General features: G+C 63.8%; 20 protein-coding genes. 4 read left to right on the top strand and 16 right to left on the bottom strand.

The genetic code is table 11. The features are described 5' to 3' along the window. Positions 1 to 2 precede the first annotated feature (2 nt). From D1Y85_RS11245 to rhaM, 5 genes are read right to left on the bottom strand one after another with little or no spacing between them, the layout of a single operon-like run. Positions 3 to 1,010 carry an ABC transporter permease gene (locus D1Y85_RS11245; RefSeq protein ID WP_124151130.1) on the bottom strand — a complete coding sequence of 336 codons (1,008 nt, stop codon included), beginning with the start codon at positions 1,008 to 1,010 and terminating at the stop codon, positions 3 to 5. After that, positions 1,003 to 2,061: an ABC transporter permease gene (locus tag D1Y85_RS11240; RefSeq protein ID WP_124151129.1), complete on the bottom strand. Its 1,059-nt coding sequence runs from the start codon at positions 2,059 to 2,061 to the stop codon at positions 1,003 to 1,005. The genes D1Y85_RS11245 and D1Y85_RS11240 overlap by 8 nt, the downstream gene beginning before the upstream one ends. Next, entirely contained in the window at positions 2,058 to 3,617 is a 1,560-nt protein-coding gene (locus D1Y85_RS11235) for a sugar ABC transporter ATP-binding protein (protein ID WP_124151128.1), read from the bottom strand. The genes D1Y85_RS11240 and D1Y85_RS11235 overlap by 4 nt, the downstream gene beginning before the upstream one ends. Before the next feature lie 24 nt (positions 3,618 to 3,641). Then, positions 3,642 to 4,535: an amidohydrolase family protein gene (locus D1Y85_RS11230; RefSeq protein ID WP_124151127.1), complete on the bottom strand. Its 894-nt coding sequence runs from the start codon at positions 4,533 to 4,535 to the stop codon at positions 3,642 to 3,644. A gap of 14 nt (positions 4,536 to 4,549) precedes the next feature. After that, on the bottom strand, positions 4,550 to 4,864 hold the full coding sequence (rhaM, locus tag D1Y85_RS11225) for an L-rhamnose mutarotase (RefSeq protein ID WP_124151126.1): 315 nt from the start codon (positions 4,862 to 4,864) through the stop codon (positions 4,550 to 4,552). A gap of 129 nt (positions 4,865 to 4,993) precedes the next feature. On the opposite strand from rhaM, the gene D1Y85_RS11220 reads away from it, so the two are divergent. Continuing rightward, entirely contained in the window at positions 4,994 to 5,998 is a 1,005-nt protein-coding gene (locus D1Y85_RS11220; RefSeq protein ID WP_124151125.1) for a LysR family transcriptional regulator, read from the top strand. Between the two features lie 3 nt (positions 5,999 to 6,001). Here D1Y85_RS11220 and lra1 read toward each other — a convergent pair whose 3' ends face one another. The 4 genes from lra1 to D1Y85_RS11200 all read right to left on the bottom strand — a co-directional run bounded on the left by lra1 (position 6,002) and on the right by D1Y85_RS11200 (position 9,486). Then, entirely contained in the window at positions 6,002 to 6,784 is a 783-nt protein-coding gene (lra1, locus tag D1Y85_RS11215; RefSeq protein WP_124151124.1) for an L-rhamnose 1-dehydrogenase Lra1, read from the bottom strand. Between the two features lie 24 nt (positions 6,785 to 6,808). Next, positions 6,809 to 7,987, bottom strand: coding sequence for an L-rhamnonate dehydratase (gene rhmD, locus D1Y85_RS11210; protein ID WP_124151123.1), 1,179 nt, complete (start codon positions 7,985 to 7,987; stop codon positions 6,809 to 6,811). A gap of 102 nt (positions 7,988 to 8,089) precedes the next feature. Next, positions 8,090 to 8,848 carry an SDR family NAD(P)-dependent oxidoreductase gene (locus tag D1Y85_RS11205; RefSeq protein ID WP_124151122.1) on the bottom strand — a complete coding sequence of 253 codons (759 nt, stop codon included), beginning with the start codon at positions 8,846 to 8,848 and terminating at the stop codon, positions 8,090 to 8,092. A 449-nt stretch (positions 8,849 to 9,297) separates the two neighbouring features. Continuing rightward, positions 9,298 to 9,486: a hypothetical protein gene (locus D1Y85_RS11200; RefSeq protein WP_124151121.1), complete on the bottom strand. Its 189-nt coding sequence runs from the start codon at positions 9,484 to 9,486 to the stop codon at positions 9,298 to 9,300. Between the two features lie 278 nt (positions 9,487 to 9,764). Between D1Y85_RS11200 and D1Y85_RS11195 the strand changes: the two genes are divergently transcribed. Further along, the gene (locus tag D1Y85_RS11195; protein WP_246024878.1) at positions 9,765 to 10,319 is read left to right on the top strand and encodes a hypothetical protein; all 555 of its coding nucleotides are present in this window, start codon (positions 9,765 to 9,767) and stop codon (positions 10,317 to 10,319) included. A gap of 14 nt (positions 10,320 to 10,333) precedes the next feature. Here D1Y85_RS11195 and D1Y85_RS11190 read toward each other — a convergent pair whose 3' ends face one another. Beyond that, positions 10,334 to 11,095 (bottom strand): hypothetical protein, encoded by a 762-nt coding sequence (locus D1Y85_RS11190; RefSeq protein ID WP_124151120.1) that lies wholly within the window; start codon positions 11,093 to 11,095, stop codon positions 10,334 to 10,336. A 255-nt stretch (positions 11,096 to 11,350) separates the two neighbouring features. On the opposite strand from D1Y85_RS11190, the gene D1Y85_RS11185 reads away from it, so the two are divergent. Together D1Y85_RS11185 and D1Y85_RS11180 are read left to right on the top strand one after the other, a co-directional pair. Beyond that, positions 11,351 to 11,905 carry a Crp/Fnr family transcriptional regulator gene (locus tag D1Y85_RS11185; RefSeq protein WP_246024877.1) on the top strand — a complete coding sequence of 185 codons (555 nt, stop codon included), beginning with the start codon at positions 11,351 to 11,353 and terminating at the stop codon, positions 11,903 to 11,905. Between the two features lie 138 nt (positions 11,906 to 12,043). Continuing rightward, the gene (locus D1Y85_RS11180) at positions 12,044 to 12,979 is read left to right on the top strand and encodes an SDR family oxidoreductase (protein ID WP_124151119.1); all 936 of its coding nucleotides are present in this window, start codon (positions 12,044 to 12,046) and stop codon (positions 12,977 to 12,979) included. A gap of 224 nt (positions 12,980 to 13,203) precedes the next feature. On the opposite strand, the gene D1Y85_RS11175 is transcribed toward D1Y85_RS11180, so the two are convergent. From D1Y85_RS11175 to D1Y85_RS11150, 6 genes are all read right to left on the bottom strand, one after another. After that, positions 13,204 to 14,331, bottom strand: a complete 1,128-nt coding sequence (locus D1Y85_RS11175; RefSeq protein WP_124151118.1) for an aminotransferase class V-fold PLP-dependent enzyme — start codon at positions 14,329 to 14,331, stop codon at positions 13,204 to 13,206. 296 nt (positions 14,332 to 14,627) lie between these two features. Next, complete coding sequence (locus tag D1Y85_RS11170; RefSeq protein ID WP_124151117.1) at positions 14,628 to 15,263, bottom strand: nucleotidyltransferase family protein; 636 nt, start codon at positions 15,261 to 15,263, stop codon at positions 14,628 to 14,630. Further along, positions 15,260 to 16,351, bottom strand: a complete 1,092-nt coding sequence (locus D1Y85_RS11165; protein WP_124151116.1) for an XdhC family protein — start codon at positions 16,349 to 16,351, stop codon at positions 15,260 to 15,262. The genes D1Y85_RS11170 and D1Y85_RS11165 overlap by 4 nt, the downstream gene beginning before the upstream one ends. Further along, positions 16,348 to 17,550, bottom strand: a complete 1,203-nt coding sequence (locus D1Y85_RS11160; protein ID WP_124151115.1) for a vWA domain-containing protein — start codon at positions 17,548 to 17,550, stop codon at positions 16,348 to 16,350. Before D1Y85_RS11160 ends, D1Y85_RS11165 begins: the two co-directional genes overlap by 4 nt. After that, entirely contained in the window at positions 17,544 to 18,437 is an 894-nt protein-coding gene (locus D1Y85_RS11155) for an AAA family ATPase (protein WP_124151114.1), read from the bottom strand. The genes D1Y85_RS11160 and D1Y85_RS11155 overlap by 7 nt, the downstream gene beginning before the upstream one ends. Positions 18,438 to 18,449: 12 nt before the next feature. Continuing rightward, positions 18,450 to 19,085, bottom strand: a complete 636-nt coding sequence (locus tag D1Y85_RS11150; RefSeq protein WP_124151113.1) for an SRPBCC family protein — start codon at positions 19,083 to 19,085, stop codon at positions 18,450 to 18,452. Positions 19,086 to 19,088 lie beyond the last annotated feature (3 nt).

The raw sequence follows: 19,088 nt of genomic DNA, 5'->3' as shown, positions 1-19,088 counted from the left end.
ATTCAAGCGGAGCGCGCCAGCGCCCGCCTTTCGCGCACCATTCGCCAGCGCGCGGCGAGATTGGGGATCAGCACCGAAGCGAGAAGCAATGCGCCGGTGACGATGGTGAGCGTCTCGCTGGACACGTCCGCCAGCGTAAGCGCGTTCTTCAATACGCCGACGATCAACAGCGAAAGCAGCACGCCGTACATCGACCCGCGTCCGCCGAAAATGCTCACGCCGCCAAACAGCACCGCCGCGATCACCGACAACTCGAACCCTTCCCCGTTGTCGCCGCGCGCGCTGGTGAAGCGCAGCGTGTAGACGACGCCCGCGAGCGCGCTCATCGCGCCCGACAACACGAAGAGACGTATCTTCAGCTTCGCAACGGCGATCCCTGAAAACAGGGCCGCCGTCGTGTTCGCGCCGATGGCGTAGAGGCTGCGGCCGAACACGGTGGCTTGCAGCAGCAGCGTGAACGCAACAGCGCATGCGGCCACGATCAGGAATGGCAGCGGAATGAACGTGCCTCCGAGCGTATTCATGCCGAACGCGGTAAACGCAGGCGGAAAATCGGCAATGGCGCGATCGCCGAGCAGCACATACGCGAGTCCGCGAAAAAACGCGAGCGTGCCGATCGTCACGGCCAGCGACGGCAGATTCAGCCGCACGATGACGAGCCCGTTGACGAGCCCTGCGAGCGCGCCCGCCGCGAGCACGAGCGCGATCACGAGCGGCATCGGCAGGCCCATGTGCCAGAACACGCCCATCAACGCACTCGATACACCCAGCACCGATGCGACCGAGAGATCGATTTCGGCAGCGACGATGATGAGCGTCATCGGCATCGCCATCAGGGCGACTTCGGAGAGGTCGGCGAGAACGTTGCCGAGATTGTCCCCAGTGAGAAAGACGGGCGACAGCACGCGCCCCGCCGCCAGCGACGCAATCAGGATCACGACGAGCAGCGTCTCCCAACTGAGCGGCAAGCTGGCCTTGCGCGTGAGCAGCGCGGAATCGGGTTTAGCCATGATCGCGTTTCCTCATCATGCGTTTGGCAACGGAGCGGGCGAGCAGCGTATCGACGGCGATGGCCGCGACGATCAGCGCGCCCTGGATCGCCTGTTCCCAGAACGGCGAGACGTGCAGCACGACGAGCGCGATGCTGATGACGCCAAGCACGAGCGCGCCAAGCGTGGCGCCGAGTATCGTGCCGACGCCGCCCGTAATCGCGACGCTGCCCACCACGGCCGCCGCGACCACCTGCAGTTCGATCCCCTTCGCGGTGCTGGATTCGACGGTGCCGAAGCGCGCGAGCCATAGCGCGCCCGCAAGCCCGGCAATACCGCCGCAGATCAGAAAGCCGGTGGCGACGCGCCGGTTCACGTTGATGCCCGCGAGCCTCGCGGCCTCGGGATTCGAGCCGATGGCGTAATACTCGCGGCCGGGCCGGAACTGTTTCAGGTACACCGAGAGCGCGGTCAGCAGCACGATCGCGATCAGCGCGAGCACAGGAATGCCAAGCACGGTGGCGCTGGCGAGCCGTGAAAATGCGTCGGGCAGGCTGGTCGCATTGATCTGTCCGCCGCGGACCCACGCATAATCTGCACCACGAAATATATAAAGTGTCGAGAGCGTGGCGACCAGCGATGGCACGCGGCCCACGGCGACGAGCAGCGCGTTGATCGAACCCGCGACCAGCCCGATGGCGAGCCCCGCACCCAGCGCAACGACCACCGGCATGTGCGGAAACGCGACGTAAAGGCTGCCAACCGCATAGGCACTGATGCCGACCGTCGAGCCCACGGAAAGATCGATGTGCCGCATCAGGATCACGATCGTCATGCCTGCGGTGAGCAGGCTGACGATCGAGACGTTGAGCAGGACGTCGCGCAGATTCTGCAGGTTCAGGAACTGCGGTCGTGCGAGCGCGGTGCCGCCCACGATCAGGAGCAGCACGACGAACAGCGTCGTCTCGCGGCTCTTCGCGAGCGTTTGAGCGAACGCACCCGCGTTGCGGCGCGCGGCCGGCGCATCGTCAGGTGACAGCGACGGGTGATGAGTCGTGGAATGGCGCATCATGCCGCGTGCCCCAGATGGATGTTGGCCTGCCCGAGCGCGGCGCTCATGATGCGTTCCTCGCTCGCGTCGGCGCGGGCGATATCGGCGGTAATGCGGCCTTCATGCATGACCAGCACGCGGTCGGCCATGCCCAGCACCTCGGGCAGTTCGCTCGATATCATCAGCACGGCCATACCGCCACGCACGAGTTCGGCGAGCGCGCCGTAGACCTCCGCTTTCGCACCCACGTCGATGCCGCGCGTCGGTTCATCGATGATGAGCACCTTCGGCCCCGTGGCCAGCCACTTGCCGAGCACGACCTTTTGCTGATTGCCGCCCGAGAGCGTTCCAACGGGCGCGTTGAGATCGCCGGCCTTGAGACGCAGACGCGTACCCCACTGACCGGCCAGTTGCGACTCGCGGCCCGCCGAAATGAGCCCGAAGCGCACGAGCCGGCCTAGCACGGTCATCGAAGCGTTGCGCGCAATCGAGAGTTCGAGCGCGAGCCCCTGCTGACGCCGGTCCTCGGGCACGAGCGCAAGCCCGGCCCGCACAGCGGCCGCGGGTTCGCCCATGCGCAGCGGCTTGCCGGCGATCTGCACTTCGCCGGCGTCGCAGGCGTCGATGCCGAAGATCGCGCGCGCCACTTCACTGCGCCCTGCGCCGACGAGACCCGCGAGCGCGACGATCTCGCCCGCGCGCACATCGAACGCAATGTCCTTGAACACGCCGCGCCGCGTGAGGCCGCGCACGCGCAGCAATACCTCGCCGGGCTGCACCTCGGCCTTCGGATAGAACGTCGCGAGATCGCGGCCCACCATCTTCGCGACGATCTCCCGCGTCGTGAGCGCGGACGTGGGCGCATCGAAGACCTTCGCTCCGTCGCGCATGATCGTCACGTGCTGCGCGAGCGCGAACACCTCTTCCAGCCGGTGCGTGATGAAGAGGACCGCCGCGCCGCGATCGCGCAGCTTGCGTGCAATCGTGAAGAGCCGCTCCACCTCGGGCAGCGAAAGCGCGGCGGTGGGCTCGTCCATGACGAGCACGTTCGCGTTCAGCGACAGCGCCTTCGCAATCTCAATCACTTGCTGATCCGCGATCGACAGGCCGCGCACGACACGCTCCGGCTTCAGGTCGACGCCAAGCGAAGCAAGTAGCGCCGCGACATCGCGATGCATCGCGTCGTAGTCGATGCGCCCGAAGCGATCGAGCGGCTGACGCCCCATATAGATGTTCTCGGCGATGGAGAGATCGAAGAAGAGCATCGGCTCCTGATAGATCACGGCGATGCCCGCATCGCGCGCCTGTGCGGGCGTTGCGAACTGGCGCGCGGCGCCGTCGATGCGCAACTCGCCGCCATCGGGGAGATACACGCCCGCGAGTATCTTTACCAGCGTCGACTTGCCCGCGCCGTTTTCGCCGAGCAACGCATGCACCTCGCCCGGCCACAGCGTCAGGCTGCCGTCGATGAGCGCACGCACGCGTCCGAACGACTTGCTCGCGTGCTGCAGTTCGAGCCTGGGTTCCAGCCTGGCCGTGCCGCCTTCTCTTGCATTCGATTCCACGCGCGTCTCCATGATCGTCGTGCGCGACTGCCCGCGCTAGATGCGGTAAATACGTTCGGCGTTACCGCGAAAGAGCGCGGTCTTCTCGTCATCACTCGCACCGCTCACGATCCGCGCAAACGCCCGCCAGAGGTCCGTATAACTCCCGAACTGCCGGTCGACCGGAAAGTTCGATGCAAACATCGCGCGCTCCGCGCCGAATGCATCGATCGTCTCCAGCACATAGGGACGCAGGCTCTCGATGGTCCAGTCGTGATCGAACATCGCCAGTCCGCTGATCTTCACCGTCACGTTCGGGCACGCTGCGAGCGCACGCAACCCGTCGCGCCAGGCGCGATACCCGTCCACGCTGTTGCGGTCGACGAACATGCCCGTGTGATCGAGGATCAGGGGGACATCCGGATGCTCGCTCGCCAGCGCGGCGGCCTCCTCCATCTGCGACGGATACAGTTGCAGATCGAACGACAGGCCATGGCGTGCTAGCAACGCGAAGTGCCCGCGCCATGCGGGATCGCGCATGTAGTGACGACCCACATAGTTGTAGAGCGGATCTGCGTGCACGTTGAGGATCTGCCGGATGCCGCGCGTATTCGGAAACGCCGCATGCGCTTCGAGCACGGCCTGCGCATTCGGCGCGCTCAGGTCCGCGGCGGCGACGATCGCATCGGGAAATGCGTGCGCGCCGCCCGAATCCGCGAGCCCTTGCAGCCAGCGCGTCTCCTCCACCGGATCGGCCGGATCATGATTCGCCTCGACGTGCACGACTTTCAACACGTCAATGTCGCCCGCGTCGTGCAGAAGGTCCGCGGGCAAATAATTGAAGCGCAACGCGCGCGCGTCGCCCACGAACGATACGCCAGGCTGCGCGAGCCACGGATAGTGATGCGTATCGAGGTTCCAGAAGTGAACGTGTGGATCGACAACCTGCATGGCATCTCCTGCGTTCAAGGCAGATGGAACAGCGGCACGAGCGGTTGCTGCACGGGTACATTGCCTTCTCCGGTCTCCATGATGTCCGCCATGTAATCCCACCATTTGCGCATGACGGGCAGATGCGCCAGCGCATCCATGGCGTGATCGTCGCGGCGCTTGAGCACGGCGAAGAGATGATGAGTCGTTTCGTCGAGAAAGATCCAGTAGTCGCTCACGCCCGCATCGCGCAGGGCTGCCGCCAGCTCGGGCCATATCTCGCGGTGCCGGCGCGCGTATTCATCGCGCTGGCCCGGGTTGAGCTTCATTCGAAACGCCACCATCTCCATCTCTATGACCAGATCTCCGTTCTGCCCTCTGGTTTTCGTGGATTCCTCTGCGGATTCAACTGACTATAATTCGTGCATCGACAGCCTGCCGGGCGATACTTAAACCGGATCGCAGAGGGTCATGCACTCATGAACCATCAGACGAACCATCAGACTTCCGCCGTCGCGCTCGTCAACCGGCTCCGGTTCAAGCACCTCGCCCTGCTCGTCGCGCTCGACGACACGCGCAACGTCCATCACGCCGCCGACACCGTCAACGTCGCCCAGCCGAGCGCAAGCCGCATGCTCGGCGACATCGAAGAGGCCTTCGGTTTCCGGCTTTTCGATCGCAACGCGCGCGGCATCGAGCCCACCGCGCTCGGCGTCGTGACGCTCGCCTACGCACGGCGCGCGCTCGCCGACCTCACGCGCTTTGCCGACGATCTCGACGTCAAGCGCCGCGGCGGCCACGGCCAGCTCACCGTGGGCGCGATCATGGGCGCCGCGCCCGACCTGCTTGCGCAGGCCGTCGCCATGCTCAAGACCGAACGCCCGCTGCTCAACGTGCGCATCCTCGGCGAAACCAGCGACCAGGTCGTGCAATTGCTGCATCGCCGCGAAGTCGAACTCGCACTGGGGCGCCTCACTACGCCGCTGCAGCACAACGATTTCAGCTTCGAGCCGCTCGCACGCGAAACGCTCGTACTCGTGGTTCGCGCGCAGCACCCGCTCGCGCGCCGCGAACACATCACGCTCGCCGAACTGATGGACTGGCCGTGGGTGGCGCAACCCATCACGAGCCCCGCGCGCGAGCTGTTCGAAGGCGAACTCGCGCGCGCTGGCCTCGGCACGCCCGTCAACCTCACGGAATCCGCGTCGATCTTCGCGACGCTGCAACTGCTCGAAAGCTTCGACGCCGTCGCCATGCTGCCCGAGTCGGTCGTGCGCGATCACGTGCGCGGGCGACTGCTCGTCGTGCTGCCACTCGAGATCGGCAAAAGCCTGCCCGGCTTCGGCGTGCTCACGCGCAGCAACGAACCGCTCGCGGAACCCGCCGAGCATTTCGTCAGCTTGCTGCGCCGGTTCTCGCAACCGTTCAAAGTGGACGAAGCCATTCATGACCGTGCCAGCGCCAGGGCGCTCCCTCCTCACTGAGGATCATTGAAGATTCACGAAGAGACCGCCATCCACGAGCAGCGCCGCGCCCGTCACATAGCGCGCGCGGTCGGAGGCGAGGAACACCACGCATTCGGCGACGTCGTCCGGCGCGCCGAGGCGTCCTAGCGGAATGCGTTTTTCGAAGTACGCGCGCTTTGCATCGTCGGCGAGGTCTTCGGCGTTCAGGTCGGTCGCGATCGTGCCAGGCATCACCGAATTGCAGCGGATGCCATACGGTCCGAGCGCGATCGCGCACGACTGCATGAGCGAATGCACGCCGGCCTTGGTCGGCGTGTAGTGCGTCTGCATGCCGCCGCCGACCAGCGCGCTGATCGAACTCGTCGCGACGATCGCGCCGCCCGTGCCCTGCTCCTTCATCTGCCGCGCGACGGCCTGCGTCACATAGAACGCGCCGTTCAGATTTACGCCGATCGTGCGTTCGAGCACGGCGGGCGGCATGTCGAGGAACGAATGGAACGGACAGATGCCAGCATTGCTAGCGAGCACGTCCACGCGGCCGAATTTGTCGACCGTCTGGCGCACGAGATCGATGCCGGTCTGCGGCGAAGCCACGTTGCCTTCCACCGCGATCGCGCGCCGCCCTAGCCGCGCAATTTCGTCGAGCACTTCGGAGATGGCTGCGCGCCGGCCATACGACGCGTCATTGTCGCCCCAGTAATTGATCACGACATCCGCACCCTCGCGGGCGCTCGCGATGGCAATCGCACGCCCGATGCCGCGCGATCCGCCGGTAACGATCACCACTTTGTCCTTGAGCAGCACGTCGTTCTCCTCGTGGCGGTGTGGTCAATGCGTGTAAGGCCGCGCCAACGCGCAATCCGGATTGAGCCGCACGCCGAAGCCGGGCGTGTCCGGCACCTTCATGCGGCCATTCACGGGCACCGGCTCGTCGAGCAGCAGCGGCGTGAACATCGGCACGACGCGATCGGCCTTCGGCGCCATCATCAGGAACTCGGCGAACGGCGAGTTATGACGCGTGACGACGAAGTGATAGCTGTACACCGACGAACCGTGCGGCGCGACCAGCACGCCATGCGCATCGGCGAGCGCGGAGATCTTGATGAGCTCGGTCATGCCGCCGCACCAGTTGACGTCGGGCTGGATCAGATCGCAGCAGCCCATTTCGAGCAGCATGCGAAAGCCCCAGCGCGTCGCTTCGTGCTCGCCTGTCGATACCATCATGCCGCGCGGCACATTGCGGCGCAGTTCGGCATAGCCCCAATAGTCGTCGGGAGGCAGGCATTCCTCGAGCCATTTAAGGCCGTATTCGTGAGCGGCCTGCGCGAGCCGCGTGGCGTAGCGCACGTCGAGGCTCATCCAGCAGTCGTACATGAGCCAGAAGTCGTCGCCCACGCGCTCGCGCATCGTCGCGAGCAGTTCGATGTTCTGGCGCAATCCTTCTTCACCTTCGGCCGGTCCGTGCTGCAATGCGAGCTTGCCGCCGACAAAGCCCATCTCTTTCGCGAGATCCGGGCGCGCACCCGTTGCGTAGAAAACAAGTTCGTCGCGCACGGGGCCGCCTAACAACTGGTACACAGGCTCCTCACGAAGCTTGCCGAGCAGATCCCACAACGCCAGATCGACGCCCGAGATCGTATTGAGCACCACACCCTTGCGCCCGTAATAGAGCGTCGAGAAATACATCTGATCCCAGATCTTCTCGAGATCGGTCACGCGCTGGCCTTCGAGGAAGCGTGCGAGATGCTTCTCGACAATGAACGCGCCGATCTCGCCGCCCGTCGTCACCGCAAAGCCCACTGTGCCGTCACTCGCCTCCACTTCCACTACGAGGGTGCCGAGCACATCGATGCCGAACGAACGCCGGCTCTGGCGGTACTCCGGATAGCGCGCCATCGGCGTGGCGATGTGATCGTCGATCCAGTGGCCTTCGGCCTGATCGTGATAGTCAGCGCCGCCACCGCGCACGGTGAACGCGCGCACGTGTTTGATGGTTGGCATTGCCATGAGGCGTTGCTCCTTGAAGTGGCTTACTGCTCGTGCCCTCGACGTGGTTCGAACCAGGCGGCCGTCCACGGGCCGCCGCTTCCGCGCGTAGCGTTCGACCCGTCAATAAGTCGAGCGTCCGCCCGAAAGATCGAAAACGGCCCCGGTGCTGAATGCGCAGTCCTCGGACGCGAGCCAGACGATCATCGAGGCCGCTTCATCGGGCAACAGAAAGCGGTTCATCGGAATTTTGGAAAGCATGTATTCGATGTGCTGCGGCGACATCGAATCGAATATCTCGGTCTTCGCCGCCGTGGGCGTCACCGCGTTGACGAGCACGTTCTTCGTCGCGAGTTCCTTGGCGAGCGACTTGGTGAGTCCGATCAGCCCAGCCTTCGAAGCACTGTAGTGCGAAGCATTCGGATTGCCTTCCTTGCCCGCAACTGAAGCGATGTTGACGATGCGCCCGTACCCCGCTTCGATCATGCGCGGCACGACGGCGCGGCACGTGAGGTAGCAACCGATCAGGTTCACTTCGATCACACGGCGCCACACGTCGACCGGCAATTCCCACGTGAGCCCATTGCCGCCCGTGATGCCCGCGCTGTTCACGAGCGCGTGAATCGCGCCGTGTGTCTCGATGGTCTGGCGTGTGGCGGCTTCGACGCTGGCATCGTCGGTGAGTTCGACCGTCACCACCGAGACCTGCCCGAGGCCGAGCGCCGAGAGTTCGCCACGTGAGCGTTCGAGCCTTTCGGCGTCGATGTCCCAGAGCGCGACGTGCGCACCCGAGCGCAGCGCGCGAAGCGCCACCGCATAGCCAATGCCGCGGGCGCCGCCCGTGACGACCATCACACGGTCCTTGAGATCGAGCTGGTTCATTGGGCCTCCGTTTGCGCCGTAGCGGTCACGCTGCGGGTGTGCCCGGAACATCTCGCTGCGACGGGCCACAGGACTGTCCTTTCCACTTTCGTGCTGCACCAGCGCGCGAGCGGCATGCGGCGTCTCCTGATATTGGAATCGGGCGTTGCCCAATCAATATAGGTGCGCCGCGATAGCGGAACAATTCGAAAGGCGCATGAGGCGATAGCAAAAGCGGATCGCACGCTGCGTCCGGCGCAGTGCGCGGGGGGCCTTCACGCGCACGCGGGAGCGCCGCGATCTCTCGTGCGAAGCTGTAGATCCACGATGGCCCGCGGCGCTACAGGGCTGAGCGAACGGGCAGAGAGCAAAGATGATTTCGGACGCAGTCAACCGGAGCGCCATATTGCATGGCGCCGGCTCAATTGCTATGGCCCTGCGCCGCTGACTGGCCAGCGGCGCACTGCGCATCAGCGTCCGATAAGGTCGACGGCCACGATTTCGTATCCGGGGTCGGCGTGCGCGTTTGCGGCTTTTTGCGCCTCCTCATACGAGACAAAAGACGTGGCGTCTTTAATTACCGGGGCCATGCCGATGTCGCCGTCCTCGGCGGTGCAGAGGAACTGCTCACCGGTCTTCACGACATAGACGGTCGTCATGTCTCCCTCCATGGATTGCATGGGGAGTTTTCAGTCTAGCAGGCCGGAAGCATTGCGGCCGGTCCGGCCCGTTTGCGTCGCCCTGAACATGGCCACTCGATACGTTTTGCTGGAATAGGCCCGTGCGCCTGGTCGTTTACGCGTTGGGGCGACGCATCCGGAACGGCCAGCCCCCTTCGCAAACCCCAATGCGTGGTATTGCGCAAGCACACCGATATGCCGGGGAGACGTCGACGATACGACGTCGAAAACCTCGGGGATTCATGTAGCCGCACATCATGAACAAACTGCTTCACGTAGAGACATTGCTCGTCTGTCTCGGCCTCACTACACCCGCACTCGCACTCGCGCAAACCTATGACGAGCAACAGGACTACGCCGATAGCGGGAATTGCAGGGAAGTTGTCGGGCAGGCCGAAATCGACGGAGTGACGCAGGACGTCGCCGAGCGGGCGTGCCTGCAAAGTGACGGAACGTGGCAGATCGTGCAAGGCTCGGATGGCAGCGCACTGTGGTACCCCGTCGCGTCCTATCCTTACCCTGACCCCTGGTGGTGGGGGCCGCCGGTATTCATTGGCGTAGGCGTGAGCTTCATCTTCGTCGACCACTTCCATCACGTTCACCACTTCGCCCACTTTCGCCCGTTCGGTCGCGGCCGGTTCAAACCAGTCGGCGGGGGTTTTCATCGCGCACCCTTCCCCGGCAGTGGCATGCATGGGTTCAGTGGCCCGCGTGGAGCCGGTGGCATGAGTGGATTTCGCGGAACAGGTGGATCCGGCGGTACGGGTCAGTTCCGCGGTATGGGCGGGTTCGGCGGAATGGGTCGGCGCTAGTATCGCGCAACGCCTCACATCATGCCGCCCGTGCTTCCAGTACCACCCGTTCCACCGGTCCCGGTTGTGCCGGTGGCAGGCGTTGTCGCAATCGGATTTGCGGCGCCCATCGTCGCCATGAGTGTGACGGCGGCTGCGTCCGGCTCGCCGTTGCTGTCGATTGCGCCGTGCGCCAGGAGCGTTTCAAGATCGCTGTCCTCGCCCGCCTGACCGACAGTGAATGCGGTGATCAGAAAACTGGGGGTGGAAAGCGTAACGCCGTACTTTTGCTGCAGATTCTGGACAACAGCGGTCTGCGCAGTCGTAACCTGAGCCTGATTCTGCAGCGTCTGCTGAAATTGCGTGTTCGTCGCGAAGCCTGCGATGAGCCCGCTTTCATTCGTGCCGAGTTGCGCCGCCAGAAACGTCAACAACAGATCGGTTTCCGGCGTGACATTGAACGTACCGCCAGCGAACGCCTCCGAGTGCAGTATCGTCCCGCCCGAAGTCGCAGTGATCAGGCACGGCACCGCTGCACCGAATGTCGCGTGGTAGTTTCCGTTCGCATCCGCTGCGACCGACATCGAACCCTGCACGCAGTCGATGGTAACCGTCGCGTTCGCGAGTGCCTTGCCCGTTGCCGCCGTACCCGTGATGGACATCGTCGGCAAGGTGCTTGCGCTGTTGCCACCGCCTCCGCCACCGCCACCGCCGCCGCAACTGGCGAGCAATGCCACAGAGCCAATTTGCAGCCCTGCACTGACAAAACGAAAGATGTGCTGTTTTCGAGTGCTCATCACAGTCCGCCGTGGGTTCGCATGTCGTCTAAACGATTTCGCGAGGCGTCTATTCCTTCTTTCGCGCGCTCCTTGATCCTGCGGAGGCATTGCGACGTGACGGCCCCGAGTGCGGTGGCGGATGTGCGCCGGAAGGCTTCCTGAAAGACAGATTCAAAACGGCTGCCCCGTCCGTCAGAAGATGTTCCACCCTCGCCGCCATGAGTACGGCGTTTGCCTCGCGACCTGGCCTGTGCCATATTGCGGCTCATGCACGTGAACACAGTCCTGCGCGACCATTTTCTGGAATTCGGCAAAGACCTCCATGTCGAGGCCAACAAGCCACTGTTGCGTGCGGGCGAGGTCGCCAGATACGTTTACCTCATCCGGTCTGGTGCCGTGCGTCTCTGTGTGCGCAATGCCGAAGGCGGGGAAACCAGCGTTCAGTTCTTCTTCGAAGGTGACATGGTCAGCTCGCTGGAAAGCATGGTGAGCGGTTGCCCTAGCGGATTCGATTTGATCACCATGGAAGCATGCCAGTTGCGCGCGCTGGATCGGGATACGGTGCTGACCAAGGTTCAGCCCGATGCAGCGATGCCATCCCAACTACTGGAACTCACGCAACAGCGCCTCGTCGACTACATCAATCTTTACACCAGCGCCATCGCCCAAACGCCGACTCAGCGCTACCAGACCATGCTGGCAACACAGCCGGACAAGCTCGCACGTATTCCGCTGCACATTCTGGCGGGCTATCTGGGTGTGACCCCGGTGCATTTGAGCCGCATTCGGCGAAAGCTGAAATCGGGCTCTGAATCACAGGCGCTCTGAACATTTGTAAATGACAGCATTGCATCGACCACGCACCATCGGCCGATCATCACTTTCGTTGGACCGCAGCGTGCGTATCACCGCAACGGAAGTGGAGTGACGGCATAGCGACTTCCCCCATATTCCGGAGGACCTTCGATGGCGATTGATGCATATGTTGTGCTGCAAACAGGCGGCGCAGCACTTTTGATCTGGGCGCTGGCCAATCTGGCCCGCTGGCTTTGGCTCTATCTTTGGCTACCGCAGCGTTTGACTGGAGAGCGCCTGGCCGAGCGTTTTGGTCCCGGGAGCTGGGCGCTCATCACCGGAGCCAGCGACGGATTGGGCAAAGCCTTCGCGCAGGAACTGGCGCGCTACGGCTTCAACCTGATTCTCGTATCACGCACGCAGTCCAAACTCGACCGATTGAAGGATGAAATGCAGGCGCTGGGCGTTCAAGTTCGCACGGTGGCAGCAGACCTGTCGAACACCGCTCCCCAAACCTACGAGTCGCTGGCCGCTGCCGCGCGGGATGTGGACTTGTCTGTGCTCGTCAATTGTGTGGGCGTCACGGTGCATCGGCGCTATGGCGATGTACCGGCCAAGACCCTGCGCTATCTGCTGGCCGTAAACGTCAGCACCACGGCCATCGTGACGCACACACTGCTTCCGTTGCTGCTGCGCCATGCCGCATCCACGGGGCGTCGTGCGGCGCTGCTGAATGTGGGCTCCATCGTCGGCCGCTTTTACTGGCCCGGCACGCAGCTCTATGGCGCATGCAAGGCATTTATCGACCACCTGAGCGTTCCATTGGCCTATGAGTATCGCGAACAGTTGGATGTGCTGTCCTTCCAACCCACCGTCATGGCAACGGCCATGGCGGCGGGCACCGAACCAGCGGCCATCACGATCCCTCCACAACAGGCCGCACATGCTGCACTGTCCCACCTGGGGCACACGCAGACGTCCCACGGCCACTGGCGCCATGGCCTGCTGGCTGCGTTCCTGGTGTTCTTGCCGTGCAGGATGCGCGATGCACTTTTTTTGAAAGAGGCACTGGCAATGGGGGAGGTAGAGCTGGCGAACGGCGAGTAAGCGACGGATTCAGAAAGGCTGCTCCGTCCGTCAAGCAGTGAATGGGAGGGCAAACGGAATTGTGTCGGCAAACCGGCAGACTGGTACCCGACATTCAGGAGGCACACCTGGGTGGTCTCAACTCAATCAGACCTCACCCTTTCGTGCGCCGATCTGAACGTCGGCTTTATGGCGTTGAGCAAAAGCCACCCTCAGAGCGATGAGGGTGGCCACGAAGAAGCGATCTAGAGAATACGGCTCAACGCCGTGGCGAATCTGGCGACCGCACCATCGACGTCATGCAGTTTGTCGAGGCCAAACAGGCCGATGCGGAAGGTCTTGAAATCTTCAGGTTCGTCGCATTGAAGCGGTACGCCCGGCGCGATCTGCAAGCCGGCATCGGCGAACTTCTTGCCGGACCGTATGCCGTCGTCGTCCGTGTAGCTGACTACGACGCCCGGTGCCTCAAATCCTTTGGCGGCCACGCTTCGGAAACCGTTCTCAGCCAGCAGCGAGCGAATGCGCGTGCCGAGTTCAAGCTGCTCGGCTTTCACCTTGTCGAAGCCGTATGCCTCGGTTTCCTTGATCACGTCGCGCAGCGTCGCGAGACTGTCCGTGGGCATCGTGGCGTGGTATGCAAACCCGCCGTTTTCGTAGGCCTCCATGATCTGCAGCCATTTGCGAAGATCGCAGGCGAAGCTGGTGCTCGTCGTCGCATCGATTCTTTCGCGAGCAAGCGGGCTGAGCATTACCAGCGCGCAGCAGGGCGACGCGCTCCATCCCTTTTGCGGTGCGCTGATCAGGACATCGACGCCACTAGCCTGCATGTCGACCCAGATCGTACCGGAGGCGATGCAATCCAGTACGAACATGCCGCCGACCGCATGTACGGCGTCGGACACGGCACGCAAATAGTCGTCGGGCAGCATCATCCCGGATGCCGTTTCGACGTGCGGCGCAAACACCAGATCCGGCTTGTGTTCCCTGATCGCGGCCACTACTTCTTCGATTGGGGCCGGTGCGTAGGCGGCCTGCCTTCCTTGTTCGACCGGACGCGCCTTCAACACCGTCGATTCAGACGGAATACCGCCCATGTCGAATATCTGCGACCAGCGGAAACTGAACCAGCCATTGCGGATGACCAGACACTTCTTGTTCGTCGCGAACTGCCGCGCAACGGCTTCCATACCGAATGTCCCGCTGCCCGGGACAATAACGGCCGACTTCGCGTTGTAGACTTTTTTCAGGGCGCCCGAAATATCGCGCATGACGCCTTGAAAGAGCTGCGACATATGATTGATCGATCGGTCGGTGTAGACCACCGAATATTCGAGGAGCCCCTCGCGGTCGACATTGGGAAGTAAACCTGGCACGCTCGCCTCCGTTAAAAGATGAATACCAGTATCGGGGCGAGCGGTATTTGTGGTTCGATACCGCCGCAACAATGCAAATATGCCTTGCGCCTCGACGAAAGCTGATTCTAACGAAAGCCGCCTGCAACCTGGGGCCTATTTTGTTTGCTAATTGACGCACGCACGACGTTGTGCGGCCGCCGTAACGGACCTTTCCGGCTGCTGGCTGTGTTGGCAGCGGACCGCGTCGGGTCGCGAAAAGCCGCCCGCGCGGGTGCGCATACGAAATTCGCCCAAACATTCCAGCCGCCCCGGCGTCACCCGCCTTTCGCCATCAGCCGCACCCCGCGCTCGACTCGTGCGATAACGTCCAGGTAATCGGCTGGCGTATCCATGTCGACACAAAATCGATCGTGCGCCGCCGCGTGGAAAAACACCTCATCGCCATGCCCGGCGATCAGTTTTCGACAACCCGGATTCATGCGCCCGCCCACGACCTCCGGACAATGACTCGACGAAAACACTACGGGATTGCCGCGTGTACCGTCGAACATCGGCACGAGGATCGACCCGTGCGGCATCATCGTGTAGGCGTCGATCAGTTCACGATAGTCAGCAGTTTCAATCAACACCTGGTCGGCGAGGCAGATCATCACGGCATCGCACGGTGCCTGCAGCGCGGCAACGCCCGCCGCAACCGAAGTCGGCTGCCCCTCCCGATAGCGTGCGTTGTGCTGAAAGCGCACGTCGAAACCGTCGAGCGCTTCCACGACGGCATGTTCATTGAATCCGGTCACGACAACGATTTCCTGCGGCTTCGTCGCGCCGATCGCGCGGACAACGCGGCGCACGACAGGCTCGCCGCATATCGGCAGGAGCAGCTTGTGGCGGCCCTCCATACGCGTCGAGAGACCGGCCGCCAGCACAACCACCGAAAAGCGCGCGCTGGTCATTGCTCGTCCGTGGGGTGGTCGTCCGGGTAGTCGGGGCGATCCGACGCAGCAGTCATGTAGCGCTCGGGTGTCCGTTCGAACTCGGTCTTGCAGCAATCGCAGCAGAAGTACACCTTCCGGCCGCCATAGTCGGCAACATGCTTCGCAGTCGCGATTTCGATACGCATGCCGCAAACAGGATTCACGTAATAGCCCGCCTCGGGCGCAGCTGCGCCGAGCGCCTCACACGGTGGCAACGGCGGCACGGCTTCAGTGGCGACGATGGTCCGCGCCACGCCACCCTGAGCGAACGCAACCGATGCTTCCATTTCATGCCGCACGGCGACAAGTCCCGCAACAGCGCCTAAAGCAATCTCTTGTGGCGTATGAGCGTGGATCGCCGGCCCGGCCGGTGCGAGTAACGCCGCGAGCCGGGCCTCTTCGATGCCGCGCACGCGCATCGCGGCGCGCAGCCGATCGGCCTTGCGATGGCTCGCGATCAGCAGCACAGCCGCAGCGGCGCTGCGTAACGCTGCTTCGAGGGCGTCTTCGTCGCCGTCGCCTTGTGTCGCGATCAACACGAACGATGCGCCGGCGCGGTCCACGGCGGCAGCGTCAAAGCGCGGCTCCCCTGCTCTCGCAGCGCTCTGGGCGAGGATCGCGCGAAAGCCGACGCGCCGTGCAAGCACGCAGGCTTCGTGCGCCGCAGGCGTTGCACCGAACACGACCGCGAGCGGCGCTGGCAAGGTGGGCTGAATAAACAGCTCCAGCGCGCCATTGCTCGCACATGGCATGGCATGCGCTTCGACTTCGGCGTCGGGCGCTGTCTGCTCGTTGCTGATCCGCACGCGCCGCGGTTGCCCCGTGCGAATCGACTGGCGCGCGGCCTCGATCACGATCGTCTGCGAACAGCCCCCGCCTACCCAGCCGTGTAGCGCCCCGTTGGCTTCCACCAGCGCCTGCGCGCCGACGTGCGTCGAAGTGGGCGGCGCAGCACGGATCACGGTGACGACGGCAAACGGTGCGCCTGCCTCGATCAACTGCTGCTCGAGCAGCAACAGATTCGCGGCGTCCGAACCGGTCTCGGTGGTTTCGTCGTGGGCATTCATTGCAGCGCCTCGATAATTTGAGGAAAGACCCGTTCGAGGCCCGCGAGATCGCGTGCACCAGCAAACAGGTCGAGATGCGGCAGCGCGGCTTGCATGCCCGCGCTGACCGGCTCGAATCCGGGACGATCGGCGAGCGGATTGAGCCAGACAATCGAATGGCAGCGCCGCCGCATTGCGGCAAGCGACTCGCCGAGCTGGGAGACATCGCCCGCGTCATAGCCGTCACTGACGATCACGACAGTGGTGCGCGCATGCAGCAGACGCGGCGCGTAGTGCTGGTTGAAACCGGCGAGACTCTCGCCGATGCGCGTGCCGCCGGCCCAGCCTTCCGAGATCAGGTGCAAGCGCTCCTGGGCGCACCTCGGATCGGGATCGCGCAGCGCTTCATCGACGCAAACAAGCCGCGTATGGAACACGAAGCTGTGAATGTCGCGCAAGCGAGAGCCCAGCACGCGCGCAAGCCGCAGGAAGAAAAAGCTGTAGAGGCTCATCGAACGGCTCACGTCGAGCATCAGCACGATACGCGGACGCTGCCGCCGCTTGCGCCGCCAGCCAAGCTCGACCGGCAGCCCGCCACGCGAGACGCTGCGTCGCAGCGTCCAGCGCAGATCGATCGTGCGTCCATGGCTCGCGCGCTGCTCGCGGCGCGTTTCGATCCCGCGAAGGCGTTGCGCGAAGCGGCGAATCGCGGCGTCGATGGCGAAGAGTTCGGTGCGATCGTTCAAATGACGGAAATCCGCTTGCACACGCGACTCGGCGCGCGTGGCGCCCTCATTGGCGACGGCGCCCTCACCCGGCGCCCCGTCGCCGCATCCTGCGATCGAAAGCGGCGTGCCTTCGCTCGCATCTGGCCGCACGGAGTCCTCATCATCGCGCGCGAGCGGGCCGGCGCCGCCAGCGCGAGTTTCGACGAGCTTGCGCCGGTTCGGCACGAGGAAATACGCATCGAACAACTCGTCGAAACGTCGCCATTCCTCCGCACGCGAGCACAGCAGTGCACGCAGGCTCCAGCGCAGCATGTCGCTGTCGGTCTGGCCCATGCGCTGCGCCACGTCGAGCGTTGCGGCGATGTCCGCGCTCGTTACGCTAAACGCGTTCGCGCGCAGCCAGTGCGCGAAGCCCGCATAGCGCGCGACGAGCGCATCGGCGAGATCCTGCAGCGGTGCGGCAGATCGGGTGCTGTCGATGCCGGTCAGCATGATGCCACCAGCTTTTCGACAACCGGCCGCGTGAGCGCGGCCTGATCCTCACGCGTTTTCACGAGCGCGGCGAGCGAATCCATCACACGCTCGACGCCACCCTCGTCCAGCGCGCTCACGCCGAGGCGCAGCAATGCGGCCACCCAGTCGAGCGTTTCGGCGAGACCGGGCTTGCGCCGCAGCGACATCGCACGCACCGCGTGCACGAATTCCACGATCTGGCGTGCCAGGGCCTCCGGCACCTCGGGAACCTGGGTCCGCACGATCACGAGTTCGCGCTGGAACGTCGGATAGTCGACGTACTGATAAAGGCAGCGGCGGCGCAGCGCATCGGAAATTTCGCGCGTGCCGTTCGAGGTCAGGATCACGTAGGGCCGCTCGATCGCGCGAATCACGCCAAGCTCCGGGATCGAGAGCTGGAAGTCCGAAAGCAGTTCGAGCAGATAGGCCTCGAACGCTTCGTCGGTACGGTCGATTTCGTCGATCAGCAGCACAGGCGCGGGCGTGGTCGTGATCGCTTCGAGCAGCGGGCGCTTGAGCAAATAGCGCTCGGAGAAGATGTCGTGTTCCTTGTCGCGCAGCGACCTCGCGTCCTGCTCGAAGAGCTTGATCGCCAGCAGTTGATGCGTGTAATTCCACTCGTAGAGCGCCGTGTGCGCGTCGAGCCCCTCGTAGCATTGCAGCCGGATCAGCGGCACGTCGAGGAGGCGCGAGAGCGCCTTCGCAACCTCGGTCTTGCCGACGCCCGCCTCGCCCTCCAGCAGCAACGGGCGGCGCATTTCCATCGTCAACAGCAGCGCGGCAGCGAAGCTGCGCTCGACGATAAACCTGTGGCCCGCGAGCTTCGCCTGTAGCGCGAGGACGTCCGGCATGCGATCGGTCGACATCACGGCTTGCCTTTAGCGGCCTTGCGCCTTGTGCGGGAAGTGTCCGCGCAGCCAGTCGCGGATCATGGCCCAGAGAAACGCAATGCCATTTAGCTCGGCGGCTTGCGAGGGCTGCGAAGCAGACGCGTTTGAAACCGTCGCGTCGGACGACGCGTCGTCTCGCGCGACGTCGGCCGATGCGGCTTGCGGCGTCGCCATCGCATCGAGTCGCGCCGCGAAATTCGCGACGAACTGCTTGAGCAACTGCTCCGACACCGGCACCATGAGCCTCCCGCCGATCGCAGCGGCCTTGCCGCTCATCGTCACCTCGCTCTTGCCAGCCAGGGTGCAGGTTTCGCCGGTTGGCTGCACGCTGGCCGTGAGATCCATCGTTGCCGCCGAACTGCCGGTCGAATCGGTGCCCTTGCCCAATAGATGCAGGCTGCGCGACGCGGCATCGAGCGCGAGCACTTCGATGTCCCCCTTGAACGACATGGTTGCTGGACCGAGCCGCACCGTGATCGTCCCTTTGTAGTGGGTATCGTCCACGCGCTCCGTGATCTTCGCGCCCGGCATGCAGCCAGCCACCGCCTCGATGTCCTGCATCAGTTGCCACGCGCTCTGGGCGCTCGCGGAAATCGGGAAAGCCTTATCGATTACGACTTTCATTAT

Origin of the sequence: Paraburkholderia dinghuensis, assembly GCF_003837865.1 — a bacterium.
Lineage (GTDB): Bacteria > Pseudomonadota > Gammaproteobacteria > Burkholderiales > Burkholderiaceae > Paraburkholderia > Paraburkholderia dinghuensis.
Note: the sequence above shows the minus strand (reverse complement) of the source record. Positions and strands in the feature narration are given on the sequence as shown.